Source organism: Rhizobium sp. 32-5/1 (genome assembly GCF_029537235.1).
Classification (GTDB): domain Bacteria; phylum Pseudomonadota; class Alphaproteobacteria; order Rhizobiales; family Rhizobiaceae; genus Pararhizobium.
In genome coordinates this window covers 1461704-1484962 of the sequence record NZ_CP120638.1, presented here as the reverse complement: position 1 = coordinate 1484962, position 23259 = coordinate 1461704, and the positions used below count along the sequence as shown (strand labels likewise).

Sequence of the window (23259 nt, the reverse complement as noted above, 5' to 3'; positions counted from 1 at the left end):
CGGGGCAGCCTAGCGCCAAATGCTGTGTTTCAAAAGTCTGCCACTTTGCCCCATGCGGATTGCGAGAAGCGGTTGGGATGATACGGGCGCGGATCGACCAGCGGGTCCGCTCCCGTGACGATATCGGCGATCAGATGGCCTGCGCCGGGGCCGATGCCAAAACCGTGGCCACTGAATCCGGCGGCCAGGATGAAGCCAGGAACGGATGGCGTCTCCCCGATAGCGGGCACACCGTCAGGGGTGGAGTCGATATAACCGGCCCAGCTTGCGGCGATACGGCGTCCCTTCAGGGCCGGCAGCAGTTCTGTGGCGCGCTCATAGGTCAGCCGGATCGTGCCGCGATTGACGGCCGGATCGAGGATCCGCATGTGTTCCATCGGGGTCTGACGGTCGAGGCGCCAGCGAGAGAGGCTCTCATGGCCGCTGCGCATGCCCTCGAGACCGCCCGGCGAGAGGGAGCGCCAGCGGCGCAGGAACATCGGCAGGAATTGTGGCGCAAAGCGGATCTGTTGTGGGGTGAGGTCCACCCGGCCACGGCCGCTGATGGCAAGCGTATGACCACCGTCGCCCCGGCGGGTCACCGAGACCCCGGCTGTATGCAGCGCATCGGGAAGCACGGCTTCTCCCGGAGAGACAGAGAGGATCGACGATCGGATGGACGCCTGGGGAAACCGGATGCCGAGCTGGCGGCAAAGGAGGAAGCCCAGGCACCGCCGGAAAGGATCGCCGTTGTCGTGCGGATCGTACCCTGCTCGGTGACGACGGCTGAAAGCCGGCCACTTTCGGTCTCGATGCCGCGTGCGGCGCAGTTTTGAAGCACGGTTCCGCCAAGCTTGAGGATGGCGCGCGCGACGGCCGGTGCGGCGCGGGACGGATCGGCTGTCCCGTCACTTGGTGAAAACACGCCACCCTTCCAGGCACGGCCAGTCGCCACACCTCGTTCGGCGGCAGCGACGCTGTCCAGCATATGGGTCGTCACGCCAACGGTGCGGGCGAAGTCCCGCCATCGTGCCCAGCCGGCCAGTTCTTCCTCACTGTTGCTCAGGTAAAGCAACCCGCAGCGGCGAAAGCCGGTGTCTTCCCCGCTGTCCTGGCCGAATTGTTCCCAGAGATCGAGGCTCTTCGTGGCCATCGGCAGTTCACGGGCGTCGCGGTTCTGCTGGCGGCACCAGCCCCAGTTGCGACTCGATTGTTCGGCGCCGACGCGGCCCTTCTCCAGCAGGACGACCTTTAGGCCTCTTCTTGCGAGATAATACGCTGCAAAGACGCCAACAATGCCGGCTCCGATGATGACGGCATCGGCCGATCGGGGAATTCATCTGGGCTTTCCACAAGCATAAGCGGCGCTGGCATGGGTATCGGTCTCCTGATCGCGAAACCAGCATAACGGCTCGTCCGCACCAAGGGTGCCGCACATACTAGTTGTGCAGCAGAAGATTCCGTGACGACATATCAATGCCGACGATCGTGCTGGGCTCATCTGCGCAGAATGGAATAGACACGATCCGCCATGGTGTTAAGCTCGATCGAGGAAATCTGCAGCATAAAATTCCGCCAGTTTTCGGCGCTTATCGGGGAGATAAATAGATGAAACTAGACCGGATAGACATCAAGATTCTCCATGAGCTGCAGAAGAATGGCCGCATCACGAATGTCGAGTTGGCCGAGTTGGTGAACCTGTCTCCCAGTCCTTGCCTGATGCGCGTCAAGAAGCTCCAGCAGGAAGGTTTCATCGAGGGCTATTCCGCACAAATCAATATCAGCAAGCTCGGGCAGACACTGACCGTCTTTACTGAGGTCACACTAAAGAATCACCGGCAGATCGATTTCGCCCGTTTCCTGGCTGTCGTGGGGAAGATCGATCAAGTGATTGAATGCCATCTGGTGTCGGGGGGCTACGACTATCTCATCAAGTTCGTCACGGCCGGTATTGGCGAATATCAGGGGATAATGGAACGGTTGACCGATATGGATATCGGCATCGACAAGTATTTCAGCTTCGTCGTGCTGAAATCACCAATCGTGAAAACTCATATGCCGTTGACCAGCCTGTTTCCACTTTAGAGCTTCATTTCCTTTACAGTCCATTCTTCTGGCTCAGCACGCCGTTGCATGAGGATGGCGCAGAGCGATGCCGCTCCATCGGTTAAGCCACCCACTCTAGGTTTGCGGTAAGGTGTACGATGAAGCTCGTCGTCAGCGATGGCCGTACGTCGTGACCAGCTCAGGATCAAGTTCGAGAGTGTCCAGCCAACTCGGATCAAGCTTCGGAACGGAAGAGAAGAGCAGCTTCGAATAGGGATGCTGCGGTGCCTTCAGCGCGGCAGGCGTGATCTCCTCAACCTTGCGGCCGCCATACATAACGACAATCTCGTCGCAGATTGCCTCGACCACCGAAAGATCATGACTGATAAAGATGTAGGACAGCGAAAGTTCACGCTGCAGTTCCTTCAGGAGTTCGATGACGGCCGCTGCGACCACGGTATCCAGAGCCGACGTGACTTCATCGCAAATGATGAGCTTCGGCTCGGCGGCAAGCGCGCGGGCAAAGTTGACGCGTTGCTTCTGGCCGCCTGACAGTTCCTGTGGTCGCCGGTGGCGGAGCGCCTTCGGTAGGTGTACCATGTCGAGCAACTGATCGATGCGGCTGTCCCGCTGCTTGCCTTTCATTCCGTGGTAGAACATCAGCGGCCGACCGAGAATCTCCTCGATCGATTTTGCCGGGTTGAGTGCCGTGTCGGCGTACTGGAAGACAATCTGCATTTCGCGCAACTGATCGCGGCTGCGCTGTCGGACCGAGCCTTCAAGTTCGGATTTATCGAAGAAGATTGTCCCCGAGGATGCGGGCAGAATGCCTGCAATGGCACGAGCCAGCGTGGATTTGCCGCAACCGGATTCACCGATGATCCCGAGATTGCGCCCTTTTTCCACAGTCAGACTTACATCCTGAACCGCGCGAACCAGAGGTAGCCCGTCCGCCTGAATCGGGCCGTAGCCGGCGGATAGCCCCTTAATTTCTAGAAGGACTTTTCTCTCTTCCACCATAGTCTCTTCGCCTCGCGCCTTGGGTTCGAACGCGGCCAGGAGTTCGCGCGTGTAGGGATGCCGAGCACGGGTCAGAATGTCAGCCGTGGCGCCCACCTCCTGTACTTCACCGTTGCGCAAGACCACAATGCGATCAGCGATCTGGGCGACCACGGCCAGATCGTGCGACACGTAAACACCCGAAATGCCGCCCGCCTTCATCACCGACTTGAAGGCGCGCAGCACCTCGATCTGGGTGGTGACATCGAGGGCAGTGGTCGGTTCGTCGAAGATGACAAGCTTCGGGTCGCCGATGAGCGCCATAGCGGCCGAAAGGCGTTGCAACTGGCCGCCGGAAACCTGATGGGGATAGCGGCCGCCGATCGTCTCGGGATTGGGCAGCGAAAGGGCACGGAATAGTCCGACCGCCTTCTGCCGTGCCTCTTCAGCCGGCATCAGCCGATGGATCCGAGTGACTTCGACTACCTGGTCGATGATGCGCTGGGCCGGGTTAAATGCCGCCGCAGCGGACTGGGGGACATAGGCGACCTCGGTGCCCCGGATTCCGGCGCGTTCACGTTCGCTCAGCGTCACCATGTCCTTGCCGGCGATCCGGACAGTGCCGCCCGAAATGCTGCAGCCGGAGCGGGTGTAGCCCATGAGCGTCAGAGCGATGGTGGTTTTCCCGATCCGCTCTCGCCAATGAGGGCCACAATTTCTCCAGGCGCGATATCCAGGCTCACGCCCTTGATGATTTCGACGCGGCGGCCGCTGTCGGTGGTGGCCTCAACTTTCAGATCGCGGACTTCGACGAGGTTTTCCATTCAGGCGTTCCGATCTCGGATTTTTTGCGGCAGGTTGTCGATCAGGAGGTTCACGCTGATGGTCAGGCTGGCGATCGCCAGCGAGGGGACGATGACGGCGGGGGCGCCGAACGGCAGCCCCCGACGTTTTCATGCACCAGCGCGCCCCAATCTGCATAAGGCGGCTGCACACCGAGCCCCAGGAAAGAAAGGCCGGACAACAGCAAGACGATGAAAACGAAGCGCAGGCCGAGATCGGCAAGCACCGGGCCGGTGATGTTGGGCAGGATTTCGGAGCGAATGATGTAGAAGATGCCTTCACCGCGTGTGCGCGCCACCGTGATGTAGTCCATGGTGTTGATGTTCACGGCCAGCGCCCGGGCAAAACGATAGGCACCCGGCGTGTAGATGACGGCGAGCGTGACGATCAGCACGCTGATGGACGAGCCGACCGCGGCGACCACGACCAGACCGGATAGCTTGCCGGGTATGGAGTTCATGGCATCAAGAAAACGGCTCAACACTGCATCCAACCATCCACCGACAACTGCCGCTGTCATGCCGAGGACGACGCCGCAGAAGCAGGCGATAGAGACGGCGGCGAGCGAGATACCGACGGTGTAGCGAGCGCCCATAAGAACCCGGGATAGCATGTCGCGGCCAAGATAGTCCGAGCCGAGCCAGAACCGGCTGCTTATCGCGCCGAAATAATCCTCATCGACGATCTCGCCGACCGGGTGAGGAATGATATGTGGCGCAATCAACGCCATGACCCCCAGAAAAGCATGATCGACAGGCCGATCATGCCGACCCAGCTGAAGCGGTAGCCGAATTTTTGCGAAAGGGTGGCGGATTGGGTCATGATCAACGCAGCCTCGGGTTGGCAAGAATGGCAATGATGTCTGCGAGTGTGATCAAGCTGAGATAGCCGATGCAGAAGATCATGGCGCAGGACTGGATAAGTGGCAGGTCGCGGGTTGCCACCCCGTCGACCATCAGCTTGGCAATGCCGGGGTAATTGAAGATGGTTTCGACGATGATCACGCCGCCGACCAAATAGGACAGGGACAGCGCGACCGCATTGACGATCGGGCCGACGGCGTTTGGCAAGGCGTGACGTAGCACCATGCGGGGGCGGGAAGCTCCTTCAAAAGCGCTGTCTCGACATAGGGTGTGTTGATGGTATCGATGACGGCGGCGCGGGTCATCCGGATCATCTGTGCCGCGACAACGAACGTCAGGCTGATCACCGGCATGGCGTAGACCTGGAGCATCTGCCAGATGGAGGTGACATCATTGGCAAAGGAAAGCGCGGGCAGCCATTTGAGGTAGACAGAAAACACCAGGACAGCCGAGGTTGCGACCATGAATTCCGGAATCGAGATGACGCCGATGGTAAGGATGGTCACCGCGCGGTCGTAGAGCGAACCACGAAACATCGCTGCGGTGATGCCAAGTGTCAGTGCAAGCGGCACGGAGAACAAGGCGGTGATGCCGGCAAGTCTCATCGTATTGACGAAGCGACCGCCAATCAGGTCCGCAACTGCGACATTGTTGACGTAGGACGTTCCGAGATCGCCACTTAAGAGCCCACCAAGCCACCACAGGAAACGTAGGTATGCGGGATCGTCAAGGTGCATGGCGCTACGGAGTCCGGCGACGGCTTCCGGTGTTGCGGCCTGGCCGAGCAGGATGGTCGCAGTATCGCCCGGCAGCATCGCCGTCGCGAAAAACACCGCGAAGGACACGATTAGGAGTGTCAAGGCCGCGATCAGCAGCCGAACCGCGATAAGATTGAGTACATATGTGCTCAAGAAGAGGCTCCCTGCTGGACATAGTTTTACAATGGCGGACAACGCCGCGGGGCGATAGTCCGATGCGCGGTCATTCGCCGAGCAAGCTCCGGGCGGCCGCGGATGAAGAAGGCAAGGCGCCACTGCGACGCCTTGCCCTTCCTAATGTCTGCTAGGCCTCGAGCCAGACATATTCCGCGAAGGCGTAGCCCATCTGGCCACCCAGCGGGTTGGCTTCCAAGCCCTTCAGGTTGCCTGAAAGCGCGTCAACATTGGACAGGAAGACCGGGATCACGGTGCCGGCTTCCTCAGAGATCATGACCTGCATTTCGTCGTAGATCGCCTTGCGCTTGACCTGGTCAAGCAGACCTCGAGCCTCGACCAGCATGCTGTCAAACTTCTTCGACTTGTACTGGCTTTCGTTCCACGGTGCGTCGGAGGAATAGAGCAGCGAGAACAGGATATCTGGCGTGGGGCGGGGGTTGATGTTGCCGAAATGCACGGGCGCCTTCAACCAATAGTTTGACCAATAGCCGTCGGACGGCACGCGCTGGACGTCGAAATTCATACCGATCTCTGCTCCTGCCTGCTGAACCAGCGTGGCCATGTCGACCGAGGAAGTCGCCGCATCGGACGCGACGATTGGGACGGACTGGCCAACCAGCCCTGCCTTTTCGAAATGGAACTTGGCCTTTTCGGGATCGTAGGTCTTCGGCTTCAGTTCGGCATTATAGTATATGCTTGCGGGCGAAACCGGCTGGTCGCTGGCCAGTTCGGCCAGGCCGCGCATGACCGATTTCTGGATTTGCTCGCGATTGATCAGGTTCTTCATGCCGGCTACGAAATCGGCCTTGTTGCCCGGTTCCATGTCGAGGCGCATGTTGAGGTTGGTATAGTTCCCGGACGTGGTCTGCGAGAGGACGAAGCCCGGCTGGCTTTCCACCAGCTTCATCGAACGGGGCTTGATGGATGCCGCCAGATGAATGTCGCCCGAAAGAAGCGCATTGACGCGCGCGTTGTCGTCACTGATGGCAAAATACTCGAAGGAATCGATGTATGGCCCTTCAGACTTGAAGTAGTTCGGATTCTTGACCGCGACAGACTTGACGCCCGGCTCGAAGCTTTCGAGCTTGAAGGCGCCCGTGCCGATGCCCTTGGAAAAGTCTGTCGTGCCATCCTGGACGATCATGAAGTGATGCATCGACAGGATGGTTGGAAGGTCGGCATTGGGGTTCGCCAGGGTGATCTCCACCGTCAGCGGGTCGACAGCCTTGACACTGGTGATCTGCTTGGCGATCGAATTGACCTTGGAACCGACATCGGGATCCAGGTGCCGCATCAGCGAGAAGACGACGTCTTGCGACGACAGGGTCTTGCCATCATGGAAGGTGACGCCCGAGCGCAGCTTGACCGTCCAGATCTTGGCGTCCGAGCTCTCTACGCTCTCGGCGAGCTCCATCTGAGCCACGCCGCTTTTGTCAAGGAAAGTCAATCGGTTGTACAGCGCGCAGCAGCGCACATAGTCTGTCGACAGCGAGGCCTTGGCCGGGTCGAGTGTGTCGGCCGTCGATGCCGACCAGCCTGCCGCCTTGAGGTGTCCGCCCGACTTGGGCGTTGCGGCAAAAGCGCTGGTGGCGCGTCCGAGAATCGCACCGCTGGCCGTGAGGGCAACGCCGCCGGCCAGCAGCATGTGGAGAAGCTCACGACGCGTGGCGCCGCGACGAATAGCGTTTTCGACCATCGCATCGTCTGACGAGGTCCAGTTGAGAGTTCTATCGGTCATGTCATTCCCCTTTTTTGTCGTCTGGTTATCGGGCCGCCCGTCTTGACGCGGGCTTTGCTCGTCGTTGAGATGATCGTCGGTCAGCTCCGTGCGGCAGTCGCGGCATAGGCAAGGCCGGCCATGGAGGTAAAGTGGTAGTCCGGCTTGGTGAACTCCGCCGGCTCGATCGTGCCGCCATAGCCCCTCTGCGCGTGGCGACGTTCGATCCAGCAATTGGTCATGCCCAGGTCACGCGAGACGCCGATGTCATGATACTGGCTCTGCGCCACGTGCAGGATATCATCCTTGCTTGCGCCTTCGCCGGAGAGGAAGTTGAAGACCTGGTGGAAAAATGCCGGATCGGGTTTCTCTGTGCCGGTATCGTCTGCGGTAAAAGTGGCATGAAAGGGATTGCCGAGTTCTGCTGAGAAATGCTCGAACGCCCAGCGACGGGCATTTGTCATGGCTATGAGCCGGTAGTCGCGGGCAAGCCGCGCCATGGCTTCAGCGCTGTCGGGGAAGGCTTTCCATTTTTTGGCAGAATCGCGCAGGCGCTCGCCAAGGGCCCGGTCAGCCGGCAGGCGGAGCTTTGGAGCAATCGCGAGGTAGACGCGGACGAGGTCATCCGGGAAAAGATCGGCATCATCGGCATAGCGATAAAGGCTCAGCGCTTCCTCGGCGTCAATGGTCACGCCCGCTTCCGACGCGATCTCGTTGAGGCAAGAGGTCAGCCCGCCTTCAAAATCGATCAGCGTTCCGACGACGTCGAAACTCATGTATTTGAATTCAGGCAGCGACTTGGTCAATTTCAGATCCCCAGTTTCGAATGTATAGGGCACCACTTCGGTACGCTTGGCGAAAGATTATGCTGTTCCCTGTCCCGAACTTACCGGGGCTTTCCTGTCAAATGCCCCAATTTCAAGGGGTGGGCCTTCGCTGTCGTCAAGTTTGGCATCTTCATCGCACCGTTTTCGCCGAATCGATGCCATGGCACGGCAGAAGATTCTAAAATGCAGCGCTCCGCGATATTTCGGGGAGTGCTTGCCTGCTGGCCTTTCAGTCCTTCAGCACCCGGCGTACATCCGGATCCTCCAGTGTCTGGTCGAGCGTTTTTACGGTTCGCTCGAGAATGGCGTCGATGTCCTCGTCGGTGCAGCAGAGCGGAGGCGCATAGCCCAGCACGCCGGTGGCAAAGGCGCGGATGACCAGCCCGTTGTCCCAGGCACGGTCGAATATGCGGCGTGCCGGCTGCGCTTCGGCGGGCAAAGGAGTTTTCGTCTTCTTACTCGAGACCAGTTCGATTGCCGCCAACATGCCGCGACCGCGCACGTCGCCGACAAGTGGGTGATCGCGAAGCGCCTTAAGGCCGGTCATCAGCCGCGCGCCGGCTTTCACCCCGTTTTCCAGAAGGCCATTTTCATAAAGCCTGAGAACTTCGAGGCCGACGGCGGCGCTGACCGGGTGGGCCGAATAGGTATAACCGTGGCCGACCGAGGACGCCCCCGCGCCATCCGCAATCACCTGATAGATATGGTCCGCCATGAAAACTGCACCCATTGGCACATAGCCCGAGGTCAAGCCCTTGGCGGTCGTCATGAAATCGGGAACGATGTCGTCGTCCGAGCAGGCGAACAGGGGGCCGGTACGGCCAAAGCCAGTGATCACCTCATCGGCGACAAAAAGGATATCGAGATCCCGGCAGAGGTCACGCATGGCCTTGATCCAGCCTTTCGGCGGCACGATGACGCCGCCCGAACCCTGGATCGGCTCGGCATAAAAGCCGCGACCCGGTCGGGACCGATGGCCTCGACCTTGGTGCGCAGGGCGGCAAGCGACGCCGCGATGATTGTGGCTGCATCCTCCCCAACCGGGTTGCGGTAGGGATAGGGCGACGGAATCTTGTGCTGCCAGTCGAACGGGATACCGAAGCCGGCGTGAAAATTGGGGAGGGCTGTCAATCCGGCTCCGACCGTGGAAGACCCATGATAGCCCTGCTCGATCGAGATGAACTGGTCGCGCTGCGGCTGGCCCTTGGCGATCCAGTAATAGCGGATGAAGCGGATGGTGCTGTCGATGGCGTCCGAGCCGCCAAGGGTGAAGTAGATGTGCTTGAGGTCGCCGGGCGCCCTGTCGGCGAGTTCGGAAGCAAGTCGGATTGCCGGTTCAGAACCCAGGCCGAAATAGGCCGTCGCATAGGGCAGGTCCCGCATCTGGCGCGCGGCTGCCTCGACGATCGAATCATGACCGTAGCCGGCATTGACGCACCAGAGGCCAGCAAAACCGTCGACAAGCCGATGGCCGGAAGCGTCGGTCACCGTCGCCCCCTTGGCGGAGGCGAGTACCCGAACGCCCTGTTGCTCATGGCCACGATAGGAGGCGACCGGATGGATGAGGTGAGCGCGATCAAGCTCGATGAGGGAATTGTTCAACATTGTCATCTCCGGGTCAGCCGAGGGCTTGATTGGCAAGGGTAAAGGTGGTGACCGCCGGTGCGGCGGGCGGGATGGTCACGGGCCGGGCCATGGCGATGCCACCGCCGACATGGGCGAAGCCCTGATCTTCGAGCCAGGGGCGAGACCAGTTCCGGCACCGGTATCGACGCGTAGGAAAGCGCCTTCCCGGCGACTGATGAAGTGCGAGGCAAGTGCCTTGGCATCTTCGAGATCTGGAGCAACGACCGGGCCGATCACTTCGCCGCGGCCGAAGGTGCGAATAGCGGCAAATGCGGCTACCTGCGCCTCGCGGCAGATCACGGCATATTCGCCGATCTCAGCAAGCTTTCGAATGAGATCGGAGCGGTCGGCACCGTAGGCTTGCCTGTCGAGGTCGAGAATGGCCGGAAGATCGTCAGCGGTCGCTGCCCGGGTGTTGTCGGGTGCTGCGATGCTGCCGGCAACGCCCTGATGCTGGACGATCGTTCCCGTTTTGCGAAAACCCAGGCGTTCGTAAAGTGGCAATCCCTCGGCCGTGGCGACAAGGCGCAGTGGCCGGCCACCGGCAAGCGTCATGGCGGCGTCCATCAGCCTTCGTCCAAGCCCGCGTCCGCGCATTCCTTCGTCGACGATCACCATGTTGATCGTTGCGCAGTCTGCGCCATAAGGGGTCATCAGGATCGTGCCGGCAACCTCGCCGGAGCCCGTGACCGCGACGAAGCCTTCGCTCAGTGCCAGAGCCAGTCGCCAGTCTTCCGGCCGATGCGGCCAGCCGGACTGGCGCGACAGCCGGACGGCATCATCAAGATGCTCCAGGGCTATGGGCGCAATGGCGATGTCGAAAATCTGCATGGGGTGGTACCTTCATTTCCTGAATACAAGTGTTGCGTTCAACGGGCCGGTAGATTGTCTGAAGGCAGCACCAGCAACGATATCTTCAGCCGTAGGAGCAGGTGGCCGCCGCATCTTATGCTGTGAGCTGGTCATAGGCGTCGCTGGAAAGAGATTTCGAAACCCGATTGTGTGCTCCATGCCCAACCAAATGCCATTCCGGCCGACAGATACGGAACTTTCTGCTTTCAAATCCCGCAATTCAGTCGACGCGGTCGCTGGAAGCCGACCTATGATCTAGCCATCAGCAACCGGCTGCACGGCCCTGCCTATCAAGGACGACGCGCATGACGACCTTCCACCCGAAATACATTACCTTCGACTGCTACGGCACCCTGACCAATTTCCAGATGGCGGAAGCGGCGCGCGACCTCTACGGACAGCGGATGGATGAACCGAAGATGTTGGAGTTCATCAGGAACTTCGCAGCCTACCGGCTCGACGAGATCCTCGGCGACTGGAAGCCTTATGCCGATGTCGTCTACAATTCGCTGGAGCGGGCGTGCAAGCGAAACGGTGTCGCCTTCAAGGACGAAGATGCGCGGTTCGTCTATCAGCGGGTGCCAACCTGGGGGCCGCATGCGGATGTGCCGGCCGGGCTCGCCAAGGTCGCCAAGGAAATCCCGCTGGTCATTCTCTCCAATGCGATGAATGCGCAGATCATGTCGAATGTCGAAAAGCTCGGCGCACCCTTTCACGCCGTCTATACGGCCGAGCAGGCGAATGCCTACAAGCCACGCTTCCAGGCTTTCGAGTATATGTTCGACATGCTCGGCTGCGGGCCGGAAGACATCCTGCACTGCTCTTCCTCCTTCCGCTACGATCTGATGTCTGCCCATGATCTTGGAATCAAGAACAAGGTCTGGGTCAACCGTGGCCATGAACCGGCCAATCCCTATTACGGTTATGTCGAAATCTCCGATATCTCCGGCCTGCCTGGCGTCGTCGGGCTCTAAGGAAAGACAAACCCATGAAATACCTGTCCTACTGGCACGATACGGCATCCGCCTTCGATGGCGCCGTCGAAGGACCGATCGAGGGTCACTACGATGTCGCGGTGATCGGCGGCGGCTTTACCGGGCTTGGCGCGGCGCGGCAGCTTGCCAAGGCCGGGACCAGGGTGATCGTGCTGGAGGCGGAAACCGTGGGTTACGGGGCGTCGGGGCGCAATGGCGGCCATCTCAACAATGGTCTGGCGCACAGCTATCTGGCGGCGAAGGCGGAGATCGGCAAGGAGCGCGCCATTGCGCTCTACCAGGCACTGGATGCCTCGATCGACACGCTGGAGGCCATCATCGCCGAGGAGGGCATCGACTGCAATTTCCGCCGGGCCGGCAAGCTGAAGCTCGCCTCCAAGCCGGTGCATTTCGACAGCATCGCGAAGAATTTCGAGGCGGTGCATGCCGAAGTGGATGCCGATACGGCGCTGCTTTCGCCCGCCGACCTCAGGCGTGAAGTCGGATCGCCCTTCCACGGCGCCATGCTGTCGAAGAAGAGCGCGATGATGCATATGGGGCGTTATGTTGTCGGCCTGGCCGGGGCGGCCAGCCGCAGCGGTGCGGTCATTGCCGAGAAGGCGGCGGTTACGGAGCATACCCACACGGGCGGTCGGCATGTTCTGAAGACGGCAAGGGGCATTGTGACGGCAGATCAGGTTCTGGTCGCCACCGGCGCCTATACCAGCTCGAATTTCGGCTACTTCCGGCGTCGCATCATCCCGGTCGGCAGCTTCATCGTCGCCACGCGGCCGTTGACGGATGCCGAAGTCGCTGCGACCATGCCGGGCAACCGCACCTGTGTGAACTCGATGAATATCGGCAATTACTGGCGTCTATCGCCAGACAACCGGCTGATCTTCGGCGGCAGGGCGCGTTTCTCGGCCACGTCCGACCAGCGATCCGACGCCAAGGGCGGCGCGATCCTGCGCGAAAGCCTTGTTCGGCTCTTTCCGCAGCTCGCCAAGGTCGAGATCGACTACTGCTGGGGCGGGTTGGTCGATATGACCAAGGACCGTTTTCCGCGGGCAGGCTATCAGGATGGGGTGTGGTACGCGATGGGCTATTCCGGCCATGGCGCACAGCTTTCCACCCATCTTGGCATGACGATGGCCGATGCCATGCTTGGACGCCCGGACCACAACCCGCTCAAAGGCCTCGACTGGCCGGCGGTTCCGGGCCATTTCGGCACGCCCTGGTTCCTGCCCCTGGTGGGGCTCTATTACAAGGCGCTCGACCGGTTTCAGTAGGGACCAGTCCGGTTTCTGGCTGGTTCCGATATGTATAAAAAAGGGGGCCTTGGCATCCCAGCCCCTAACCGAGATGTGGAATCCTAGTAGATACTGGTGCCGAATCCCCTTGTGGCATGGGTGTTTGGAGCGGTTTGTGTTGCGGGAAATACCTTCTTGAAGCATTCTCCGTCCTCACCTAACGGAGAACGTTGGTTTTGCGACCCCTAGGAGGGGCGACGCAATTCATTCGTGCTTGCTCGACTTCGGATCGCATGGCGCACCCCTCTACATGGTCATTGACCAGCCCCATTGCCTGCATGAATGCATAGACTGTGGTTGCGCCGACGAGATCTCCAACCCCGCTTGCGCGCTCCTTGGATAGCTTCTCGGAAGCTGGAGAAGTTGAACGGCTTTGCGGCTCCGCATTGTCTTTTTCCGGCTCAAACCGCCAGACAAACGCCGCCAGTGATCCCTCGGCTACGACCAGGTCGCAGGCACGGCGGGCGTTGTTAATCACGGCATCGATCTTTCCCCGATGGCGGACGATGCCCGGATCCGCCAGCAGCCGCGCCACATCGGCCTCTCCGAATAGGGCCATCTTGCGGAAATCGAAGCCAGCGAAAGCGGTTCGGAAGTTCTCGCGCTTGGCGAGGATGGTGCGTCAGCTCAAACCCGACTGGAAACTTTCAAGGCAAAGTTTCTCGAATAGCCGTATGTCTTCAACGACCGGGACGCCCCATTCGCGATCATGGTAGGCGAAAAACTCCGGGGCGGCGGCGCACCACCGGCAACGCGGGCGGCCATCCGGGCCGGGAACGGTTCCACTCATGCTGGCATCTTCACGAAATCCAGCGCGGCAACAGTGCGTTTTGGGTCGATCTCGTAGGTTTCAGCGGTCACGATGCCCTGAACAACGAACGGGTCGGCGACGATACGCGCATCGTGATCGGCCCGGCTTTCCCCATTGGCGAGGATAGCCCCGCCGGCAGCGGGCAGAAGTGAGCCGACGCAGAGGAACGCACCATCGGCAAAGCCCTGCGCGATCCAATCGTTATGCGCTGCCATGAACTCCGGCGCGGCGGCGCGGTTCTCGGCAAATTTCAGGAAGGTCACGAACATCGGTGCTCTTTGGTCAGTTGGACGGGGAAAGGTTCGGCAAGGTTGCCAGCCAGTGCTCTATTTCGGCAACCTCGCTGCGGATGAAAGTTTCGTCGCGGAACGCCGTGGCCATGACCGCCACCCCTTGCGACCGTGCCAGAAGATGCAGCGCCAGCGCCTCGGCGCGGTCGCCTGCACCAAGCGCCCGAAATTGGTTGGCGAGCCAGTCGCGGAACACGCCGAAGATTTCGGCCGCACGGTTTTGCGCCGCGTGATCGAGCTTGGCGAGTTCGGAGGACAGGGTGCCGACAGGGCAGCCGAAGGCCATGATCTTTGCCCGGTTGGCGATTAGCATATGGATGAAGGATAAGACCCGCTCACGCGGGCCGTCGCCATCGGCTTGCCAGCCGTCGAGCATCGCGCGTGTTCGCTCCATGCGGCGCGCGATTACTGCATCCAGAATGTCATCCTTGGTCTTGAAGTGGTGGTAGAAATTGCCGCGCGAGATGCCCACGGCCGCCGCGATCTCGGCAAAGGACGTGGCCTCGTATCCACCTTCGTAAAAAGGGGATCCGCCTTTTCGACTATTATTTCACGGGTGGATGATACCGGCATGTTTGCTCAATTGTCCTAGTGGCAAACCACTACTAGGACAATTGACCTAATTTGTCAAAGCCATATGCTTGTAGTGGAAATCCTGAGTTAAGCGACAAAATCGGCATCACCGATTATTCAGGGGAACATCTGTCGCAAAACTTACTCGCAAAAGTCGGAGTTTCGCGAAGGATATTTGCTACAGAAAGTATTCCACATTTCAGTTAGAGGCTGGGCTTGGCATCCCCTTTTTCATTCCTGCAGATCGCGGAAGGCTCAGGCGAGCCCGCCGATGTGGAAGGACTTCATTTCCAGATATTCGTCGATGCCGGCCCTGGCACCCTCGCGGCCGAGGCCGGACTGTTTGACGCCGCCGAAGGGCGCGACTTCGGTGGAGATGGCGCCGGTGTTGAGGCCCACCATGCCGAATTCCAGCGCCTCGCCGACACGCCAGGCGCGCCTCAGATTCTCGGTGTAGAAGTAGGCGGCAAGGCCATAGGGCGTGCCATTGGCGATTGTCAGCGCCTCTTCCTCGGTTTCGAAGCGGAAGAGCGGTGCCACCGGGCCAAAGGTCTCCTCGCTGGCAAGCTGCATCTCCGTCGTGGCGCCGGTGAGAACCATGGGGGCGGCATATTGTTCGCCGGCTGGCATGTTCGTGCGGGTCGTGACAATCGTCGCTCCCTTGGCCAGCGCGTCTTCGACATGGCGGTTGATCTTGGCGATGGCGGCCTGGTTGATCATCGGCCCGATCGAAACGCCGGATTCGGTGCCGGGGCCGACCTTCATGGCGTTGACACGGCTGCTGAGTTTTCCTGCAAAGGTCTCATAGACGCTGGCCTGCACGAGAATACGGTTGGCGCAGACGCAGGTCTGCCCGCCATTGCGGAATTTCGAGGCGATGGCACCTTCCACGGCCAGATCGAGGTCGGCGTCGTCGAAGACGATGAACGGTGCATTGCCGCCAAGTTCGAGCGAAAGCCGCTTCACGCTATCGGCTGCGCCGCGCATCAAAAGCGAACCGACTCTCGTCGAACCGGTGAAGGAGATTTTCCGCACCGTCTCGTTTGCCATGATCTCGTTGCCGATGTCGGCCGGCATGCCGGTGACGATATTGATGACGCCGGCCGGAATGCCGGCCTTTTCGGCAAGCCAGCCGATTGCCAGCGCCGAGTAGGGCGTGAATTCGGACGGTTTGATGACCACGGTGCAGCCGGCGGCAAGGGCCGGAGCGACCTTGCGGGTGATCATCGCATTGGGGAAGTTCCAGGGTGTGATAATGCCGCAGACGCCGACCGGCTCCTTCAGGACGACGATCCGCCGGTCCGGCGTGGGCGAGGGAATGGTGTGGCCCTCGATGCGCCGGGCTTCCTCGGCGAACCATTTGACGAAGGAGGCGCCGTAGCGGATTTCGCCGCGTGCCTCGTCCAAGGGCTTGCCCTGTTCTGTCGTCAGGATCAGCGCAAGGTCCTCGATGTGCTCGAGCATCAGCGCATGCCAGGCTTCGAGCAGGGCGGCCCGCTCGGCATGGGTCTTCTTCTTCCAGGGGGCATAGGCGGCGGAGGCTGCGTCGATGGCTGCACATGTCTCGGCGGTGCCCATGTCCGGCACGGTGCCGACCAAGGATTGGCTGGCTGGATCGATCACGTCGATCGTGTTGCCTGACGCCGCCGGTGTCCACTGGCCACCGATCAAAGCCTGTTGCCGGAAAAGGCCCGGTTCTTTCAAGGTCTGCATTTTTCTGTCCTGTCCAATAGAAATCAGAGTGCCGCGAGGATCGCAGCGGTGATCGTTTCCGTCCTGTCCTTGCCCGGAATGGTGCCGATGCCGCTTGCCGTCGTGCGCTCGATGGCCGCCATGATCGCAGCGGCAGCGTCGGTTTCACCCAGATGGTCGAGCATCATCGCTCCAGACCAGATGGTCGCGATCGAATTGGCGATGCCGAGATGGGCGATATCGGGCGCCGAGCCATGCACAGGCTCGAACATCGAGGGGGCGCCTCTGTCCGGATTGATGTTGGCGGACGCGGCATAGCCGAGCCCGCCCTGGATGGCGGCGCCGAGATCGGTGAGGATATCGCCGAAGAGATTGGAGGCGACGACGACGTCGAGGGTTTCCGGCGCCATGACCATGCGCGCCGCCATCGCGTCGATGTGATAGCTGGTGACCTCGACATCCGGATACTCGGCCGCGAGCTGATGGGTCACCTCGTCCCAGAACACCATCGAGTATTTCTGCGCGTTCGACTTGGTGACGGAGGCGAGCTTGCCGCGGCGATTGCGCGCCTGTCCGAAGGCGAAACGCAGGATGCGCTCGACGCCCGTGCGCGTGAAGATCGAGGTTTCGACCGCCACTTCATTGGCTGTGCCCTGATGAATGCGGCCGCCGGCGCCGGAATATTCGCCCTCCGTGTTTTCGCGGATGCAGAGAATGTCGAAGGCCTCAGCTCTCAGCGGACCCTGAACCCCCGGCAGCAGGCGATGGGGGCGGATATTGGCGTATTGCACGAAGCTCTTGCGGATCGGCAGCAGGAGGCCGTGCAGCGAAACCGAATCCGGCACCTGCTGCGGCCAGCCGACCGCGCCGAGCAGGATGGCGTCGAAACCACGCAATGTCTCAATCCCATCTTGCGGCATCATCGCGCCGGTTTGCCTGTAGAAGGCACAGGACCAAGGGAATTCGGTACCTTCGAGCACAAAGCCGGCCGACCCCGCCGCCTTCTGCAGCACCGCCCAGGCAGCAGCCGTGACGTCACCTCCGATGCCGTCACCGGGAATAAGGGCAATCCTGTGGGTTTTCGTCATGGGCATGTCCTCAAAGTCTGATCAAGACGCTCTTGCTCTTGCGGTTGGCCTGGAAGGCTTCACGGCCAAGGTCCTTGCCGATGCCGGATTGCTTGTAGCCGCCGGTCGGCAGGATATGGTCGCGCGAGCGGCCGTAACGGTTGACCCAGATCGTTCCGGCCTGAAGGCGGCGGGTGATGCGGATCGCCCGGGAAAGGTCGCGGGTGAAAACCCCGGCGGCCAGCCCGTAGGTGGGATGCTCGGCCAGTGCCAGTGCTTCTTCTTCCTCGCGGAAGGTCTGGAGTGTCAGCACAGGACCAAAGATCTCCTGCGTGACGGCCGGAGATTGTTCGCCGACGCCGGCAATCAGCGTCGGGGCATAGAAATAGCCGGGCGTATCCATCGGCGCACCGCCTGTGAGGCATTCGCCGCCAGCGGCAACCGCCGCCGAGACAATCGAATGGATCCGCTGGCGCTGCTGGTCGGAAATGATGGGCGAATACTGCGCTGCCTCATCCCAGGTCGGCAGGGGATGAACGGCGTTCATGTAACGCAGGATCGCCTCGACAAGCGGCGCTGCAACACTCTCTTCGACGATCAGGCGCGAACCGGCAACGCAGGCCTGTCCGGCATTGCTGATGATGCTGGTGGCGATTGCTGCCGCCGCCTTGTCGAGATCGGCATCGGCGAAGACCAATTGCGGGCTCTTGCCGCCGAGTTCCAGCGTCATGGGTTTGATGCCGGTGTGGGCGACATTTTCCATGATCGCCGAACCTGCGCGCGTCGAGCCGGTGAAACTGACCTTGGCAATGTCTGGATGGCCGGTGATGGCATTGCCCGTCAGTTGACCATTCCCGAGGACTACATTGATTAAACCGGCCGGCATGCCGGCGCGCAGGGCAAGTTCCGCGAGATAAATGGCGGAAAACGGCGTCATCTCCGAGGGCTTCAGGACCACGGCATTGCCGGCGGCAAGGGCCGGGCCGAGCTTCCACACGGCCATGGAGATGGGGAAGTTCCATGGGGTGATGGCACCCACCACGCCATAGGGTTCGGTAAGGATCATGCCGAGATTGCCGTCATCGGTCGGCACGAGGTCGCTGCCTTCCTTGTCGGCGAATTCGGCGAAGAAACGGATCTGCTCGGCCGAAATGGCAATGTCGCCTTCAACGAGATGGCCGACCGGCCGGGTCGAGGAAAGGGCTTCGAGCCGGGCTAGCGTCACGGCATCCTGCTGGATCATATCGGCCCAGCGGTGCATCACCTTCAGCCGCTCGCGCGGGCGGACACCGCCCCAGTTGCTTGTCTTCAATGCCGCCTTGGCGGTCTCGACTGCACGGTCGACCATGTCGGCGTCGGCGAGCGGGCAACCGGCATAGGCCTTGCCATCGGAGGGCCGGTGCATCGGGATGACACCATGGGCCGGGATGAGGTTATCTCCGATGAAATGCCCGATCGGAAGGGACAGGCTGTCTGGATCGAAACTCAGGGTCATCAGAATTACCTCGGATCGCTGTCTTGCGAGGCTAGCGGATCGGCTGGAGTAGCTTGCCCCGATCACTGCAGGGGCGACGGATGAAAACCCTGTTTTGCGGCCGCCGCGCAGCTTAATCTTCGGCGCTCTGTTGTGGCAGCGGCGGACGGGATGACCGCCGCTGCCTCACGCCTTTAAGCCGTCACATAGATCTTGCGGACGGTTTCGATCGTCCGCCATGTGCCGACGAAGCCGGGCTTCATGACGAAACTGTCGCCAGCCTTGTAAGTCACCGGCTCGCCGCCTTCCGGCGTGATTTCCACCAAACCGGAGAGGATATGGCAGAACTCGAAGGTCTCGCCCTTGATCGAGTGGGTAAGGCCCGGGGTGGCCTCCCATACACCGGTGTGAATGGTGTCGTTGCGGGCGGCGTCCTGCGCCCAGGTCCTGAAGCTGGGGGTTCCGGAGATCAGTCGTTCCGGTGTTGGCACCGCCTGGCGCGGAGCAAACGATGGCGTGGGGTCGATGGTTTTCAGAAGCGACATGGTTTTCCTTTCGGGTTGAAGAAGTCAGTATCCGCGACGGCGGTCGACAAGGCCTGTCGGATCGAGACCGGCGCGCAGGCGTTTGATGTTGTCGATGACGGCCTTCGCGGCAGAATGCGGCTGCGTGACACTCGCAACGTGGGGTGTCAGCAGGATGCGGTGATGGCTCCAGAAGGCATGGCCAGCTGGAAGCGGTTCGGGATCGGTGACATCGACGACGGCACCGGAGAGCTGGCCGCTGTCGAGGGCCGAGATCAGGTCCTCGTGGTCGAGCTGTGGTCCCCGACCGGTATGAACGAGGCCAGCCCCTGCGGCAGGCGACTGAAGAGATCCGCATTCAGCAAACCGCGCGTTTCGGTCGTCAGCGGAAGCAGGCAGATCAGAATGTCGGTTGCAGAAAGCATATCGTTCAGGCCATCGCTTCCCGCATGGCACGTCACGCCATCAATCTCGTGGGCCGATCGGCTCCAGCCCGAAAGCTGGAAACCGAAGGGCTTCAACCGCTCGAGTACGGCCTGTCCGAGCATGCCGAGGCCAAGCACGCCGACACGCCGTTCAGCCGCCTGTACCGGGGCAAGAGCCTGCCAGATCCCTTGCCGCTGCTGGCCCAGATAGGCCGGTAGGTCACGGTGCAGCGAGAGTACGGCAAGCGTCACATATTCCTGCATCATGCGCACGATGCCTTCTTCCACCATGCGAACGACCTTCACATGGTCCGGCACGTCGGCGATGCGAAACTGGTCGACGCCGGCGCCGATGGAAAACAGCACTTCGAGATTACGGTAGCGCTGCAGGTTTTCGGGAACCGTCCAGGTAATCAGGTAACGCACGGATTCCGGATCAACTGTGCCGGGGTCCATGGAAAAAGGCAGATCTGGCAGATCCCGCGCAAACGCCTCCCGGAAGATTGCGCCGCGCTGGACGTCGGAGTGGAAGAGGAAGGTCATGGGCAGGGGTCCGTTCGGTATCTGTGGAGAAGTTAGGCGCAGCAGTGCTTGCCGAGCGCCTCGATCATGGCCTGGCAGGCCGAAAGCTCACCCACCAGGATGTATTCGTCGGGCCTGTGGGCGCGGCCGATATCACCCGGACCGCAGATGATAGCGTCCACGCCGGCTGCCTGGAAAAGGCCTGCTTCCGTCCCGTAGCTGACGGCGGCGAGCGGTTCCTGGTCAGTGAGTTCCGTCAAGAGGTCGGCAAGGGCCTTATGCCGCGCCAAGGAGAGGGCGGGATAGGCGCTCAGATCTTCCCATTCGATGCCGATCCCGGATACCCGCAGTGCCTCGGCCGCAATGCGGATCGGTGCCAGCAGGGCGGCGGGATCGACGCCGGAGATGGCACGTGCCTCGACGTCCAGCGTGCAGAAATCGGGAATGATGTTGAGCGCTTGGCCACCCTGGATCAGGCCCACCTGTAACGAGGAATAGGCTGGCTCGAAGGTCGGGTCTAAAGGTCCGCTTGCGAGATCCTGTGCCGCCGACACGGCCGCCTGCAACACCGTGGCCATGGCGTGCACAGCATTCAAACCGAGATCCGGCCGGGACGAGTGACCGGATCGGCCCCGTAGCGTGATACGGGCGGCTGCCTTGCCCTTGTGCGCCAGAATAGGCCGCATGCCGCTGGGTTCGCCGATCACCGCGCCCAGCGGTGCCACGCACATCTCGGGCAACTGGGCAAGGAGATGCGGCACCCCGCGACATCCGGCTTCTTCGTCATAGGAAAAGGCGAGATGGATGGGCCGGGTTAGTGGTGATGCGACAAGCGCGGGGACGGCTGCCAGCATGGCGGCTAGAAACCCCTTCATGTCGCTGGTGCCACGGCCAAAGAGCTTTTCTCCATCGCGCCGCAGGGAAAATGGATCACTGCTCCACCCCCTTCGTGCGCGGGAACGACGTCCATGTGACCGGAAAGAATGTAACCAGCTTTGTCCGAGGGGCCGATGGTGGCGAAGAGATTGGCCCTGTCGCCCTCGGGGCCGGGAAGTATATGCACGGTGATGCCGAAGCCCTCGAGATACGAACTGACCCATTCGACGATGCCGGCATTGGGCGTGCCGACGATGGACGGGAAGCTCACCAGCGCTGTCAGGATATCGGTGGCATTCATTGCGCTGTTCCTCGTGCGGTTTCTGGCACCCGCTTCGGCTCTTGGTTGCAGTTTGACTTGAAAGATTAGGCGCGAACGGCATGAATGGCTGCCGAAAGCGATCACCATACGGTCAATTCTTGTGCTGGATGAGGTCGCTGAAGCGGAATGTTCTGTAGGGGCCGGCTAGAATACGCGTAAAAGAATGTATCGAGCGGCTGACGGCAGGTTCGCTTGGCACCAGGGAGGCGGACGATGGATCTGAAAATACCCGACACGTTGCATGTCGACGCCTACCAGATGCGTTTCGCCGACGTGGCGGATGTCGAGCTGGAGCAGTTGCATGCGCTGTCGATTGCGGTCGGCTGGCCGCATCGGGCAGAAGATTGGCAATATCTGCGTGAACTCGGCCGCGGTTTCGTCGCTCTCGACGAAATCGACCGTGTGATGGGCTCAGCCATGTGGTTCCCCCACGGAGAGCATTTCGCGACCCTTGGAATGCTGATCACATCGCCTCGGTTGCAGGCCAATGGGACGGCGAAATGGCTGATGCAGCGTGTTCTGGCCGAGTGCCCCGGCATGGGCCTGCGGCTCAATGCAACGCGCGCCGCGCGCCGCCTCTATCGCTCGTTGGATTTTGTGGCGCGGCAGACGGTGTTCCAGTGCCAGGGTGAGGCCCGCAGACCGGCGGAGACGACTGACTTGCCTGCCGGGCATGAGATCAGGCCGTTGCGATCAAGCGATCTCGATGCGGTGATCGCACTCGACGCGCCAGGATTTGCGGTTTCTCGCCCCGTCCATCTCGCCCGTTTGTTCGAGATTTCGCTCTGCTATGGGCTGTTTCGGGGCGAAAAATTGTCGGCATATTCCATGAGCCGTGCCTTTGGACGGGGCCACGTGCTGGGTCCGGTTGCCGCATTGTCCGTTGAAGAGGCGATCGCCATTGCGGGGCCGCAGGTGGAAGCTCACGCTGGTCGTTTCCTGCGTATTGACACCCATTTTGACACGGGGTCCTTTGCCAACTTTGTACAGCAATGCGGCCTTCCGATCTTTGACACCGTCACGACTATGACGCTCGGCGAAGGTGTCGATTACGGAGCGGCTGGCGATGGACGCGCTAAACTGTTCGCTCTTGCCTCCCAATCGATGGGATGACAACGCAACGCCTTTAAAGAGGCCGCTGTCGCGCCGCTGTGCGGCCGGACCAGCCTCGTTTCGCAAATCAGGCCCGCGTCCGTCGCAGGTGTGCCACCCGTTTGGCCGTAACCGAATTTGCTCCCTCAGCCGTCCCGGACCGGTGAAAGCGCCGCCTTCCGCCGGTTCCTTTTACCCGCACCGAAGGGCAGGCCGGCACGGGGCCGGAGCCGCTCAGGATGGCAGCCGAGGGGGCGTTTTCCGCCTACGAACAGGTGATCGGCGAGACCTGGAAGCCCTTCGATCGCCCGGTCGAATACCTGCTTGGCCGTATGGCACAGCGTGCGCGGCACCTTCAGATCGTCCTCCAACCAATGCTCGATGGTCGAAACGAACGCATCCAGCTTGGGCCGCCGGATTGGTGATTGCCGCTGATAACCTGGTGGCGTCGAATAGGACATCATCTTGGCAACGCTGTCGCGCGATATGTTGAAATGCTTCGCAGCCTGACGCCGGCTCATTCCTTCCCAGCAGGCCAGACGAACCTTCAAATAAAGTTCCACGGTGTAGATCCCCAGACCCTCCTGCGACACGATCGAGATACGCTGTATCCGCTGGAG

At 60.9% G+C, this 23259-nt stretch carries 11 protein-coding genes and 11 pseudogenes; 4 read left to right on the top strand and 18 right to left on the bottom strand.

What is annotated here, in order from left to right; translation table 11 throughout:
• Positions 1–29 precede the first annotated feature (29 nt).
• Positions 30–1353 (bottom strand): annotated as a pseudogene (locus P6U16_RS07665) (FAD-binding oxidoreductase).
• Positions 1354–1587: 234 nt separating this feature from the next.
• Between P6U16_RS07665 and P6U16_RS07660 the strand changes: the two are divergent.
• Positions 1588–2064 carry an Lrp/AsnC family transcriptional regulator gene (locus P6U16_RS07660; RefSeq protein ID WP_277703250.1) on the top strand — a complete coding sequence of 159 codons (477 nt, stop codon included), beginning with the start codon at positions 1588–1590 and terminating at the stop codon, positions 2062–2064.
• Between the two features lie 132 nt (positions 2065–2196).
• On the opposite strand, the pseudogene P6U16_RS07655 reads toward P6U16_RS07660, so the two are convergent.
• From P6U16_RS07655 to P6U16_RS07625, 7 genes and pseudogenes are all read right to left on the bottom strand, one after another.
• Positions 2197–3848, bottom strand: a pseudogene (locus P6U16_RS07655) (ABC transporter ATP-binding protein).
• A pseudogene (locus P6U16_RS07650) lies at positions 3849–4689 on the bottom strand (ABC transporter permease).
• 2 nt (positions 4690–4691) lie between these two features.
• A pseudogene (locus P6U16_RS07645) lies at positions 4692–5641 on the bottom strand (ABC transporter permease).
• Positions 5642–5792: 151 nt separating this feature from the next.
• A complete protein-coding gene (locus tag P6U16_RS07640) occupies positions 5793–7403 on the bottom strand; it encodes an ABC transporter substrate-binding protein (protein WP_277703249.1) in 1611 nt (536 codons plus the stop codon).
• 80 nt (positions 7404–7483) lie between these two features.
• A complete protein-coding gene (locus P6U16_RS07635) occupies positions 7484–8188 on the bottom strand; it encodes an HAD-IA family hydrolase (protein WP_277703248.1) in 705 nt (234 codons plus the stop codon).
• A gap of 250 nt (positions 8189–8438) precedes the next feature.
• A pseudogene (locus P6U16_RS07630) lies at positions 8439–9814 on the bottom strand (aspartate aminotransferase family protein).
• Between the two features lie 13 nt (positions 9815–9827).
• A pseudogene (locus P6U16_RS07625) lies at positions 9828–10666 on the bottom strand (GNAT family N-acetyltransferase).
• Between the two features lie 326 nt (positions 10667–10992).
• Between P6U16_RS07625 and P6U16_RS07620 the strand changes: the two are divergent.
• Together P6U16_RS07620 and P6U16_RS07615 are read left to right on the top strand one after the other, a co-directional pair.
• Positions 10993–11661, top strand: a complete 669-nt coding sequence (locus P6U16_RS07620; RefSeq protein WP_277703247.1) for a haloacid dehalogenase type II — start codon at positions 10993–10995, stop codon at positions 11659–11661.
• A 14-nt stretch (positions 11662–11675) separates the two neighbouring features.
• The gene (locus P6U16_RS07615) at positions 11676–12950 is read left to right on the top strand and encodes an FAD-binding oxidoreductase (RefSeq protein ID WP_277703246.1); all 1275 of its coding nucleotides are present in this window, start codon (positions 11676–11678) and stop codon (positions 12948–12950) included.
• Between the two features lie 178 nt (positions 12951–13128).
• Here P6U16_RS07615 and P6U16_RS07610 read toward each other — a convergent pair.
• The 9 genes and pseudogenes from P6U16_RS07610 to argE all read right to left on the bottom strand — a co-directional run bounded on the left by P6U16_RS07610 (position 13129) and on the right by argE (position 21526).
• Positions 13129–13761: pseudogene (locus P6U16_RS07610) on the bottom strand (DNA-3-methyladenine glycosylase I).
• On the bottom strand, positions 13758–14051 hold the full coding sequence (locus P6U16_RS07605; RefSeq protein WP_277703245.1) for a hypothetical protein: 294 nt from the start codon (positions 14049–14051) through the stop codon (positions 13758–13760). Before P6U16_RS07605 ends, P6U16_RS07610 begins: the two are co-directional and overlap by 4 nt.
• A 13-nt stretch (positions 14052–14064) precedes the next feature.
• Positions 14065–14645, bottom strand: a pseudogene (locus P6U16_RS07600) (TetR/AcrR family transcriptional regulator).
• A gap of 255 nt (positions 14646–14900) precedes the next feature.
• Entirely contained in the window at positions 14901–16358 is a 1458-nt protein-coding gene (locus tag P6U16_RS07595; RefSeq protein WP_277703244.1) for an NAD-dependent succinate-semialdehyde dehydrogenase, read from the bottom strand.
• Between the two features lie 23 nt (positions 16359–16381).
• Positions 16382–17425 carry a tartrate dehydrogenase gene (locus tag P6U16_RS07590; RefSeq protein ID WP_277703243.1) on the bottom strand — a complete coding sequence of 348 codons (1044 nt, stop codon included), beginning with the start codon at positions 17423–17425 and terminating at the stop codon, positions 16382–16384.
• A gap of 10 nt (positions 17426–17435) precedes the next feature.
• On the bottom strand, positions 17436–18899 hold the full coding sequence (locus P6U16_RS07585; RefSeq protein WP_277703242.1) for an aldehyde dehydrogenase family protein: 1464 nt from the start codon (positions 18897–18899) through the stop codon (positions 17436–17438).
• Between the two features lie 173 nt (positions 18900–19072).
• On the bottom strand, positions 19073–19423 hold the full coding sequence (locus P6U16_RS07580) for a cupin domain-containing protein (RefSeq protein WP_277703241.1): 351 nt from the start codon (positions 19421–19423) through the stop codon (positions 19073–19075).
• Positions 19424–19447: 24 nt separating this feature from the next.
• Positions 19448–20370 (bottom strand): annotated as a pseudogene (locus tag P6U16_RS07575) (glyoxylate/hydroxypyruvate reductase A).
• 32 nt (positions 20371–20402) lie between these two features.
• Positions 20403–21526 (bottom strand): annotated as a pseudogene (argE, locus tag P6U16_RS07570) (acetylornithine deacetylase).
• A gap of 234 nt (positions 21527–21760) precedes the next feature.
• Here argE and P6U16_RS07565 point away from each other — a divergent pair.
• Complete coding sequence (locus P6U16_RS07565) at positions 21761–22660, top strand: GNAT family N-acetyltransferase (RefSeq protein WP_277703240.1); 900 nt, start codon at positions 21761–21763, stop codon at positions 22658–22660.
• Between the two features lie 287 nt (positions 22661–22947).
• Here P6U16_RS07565 and P6U16_RS07560 read toward each other — a convergent pair.
• Positions 22948–23160: pseudogene (locus tag P6U16_RS07560) on the bottom strand (IS21 family transposase); the annotation flags it as partial.
• Positions 23161–23259: the final 99 nt, after the last annotated feature.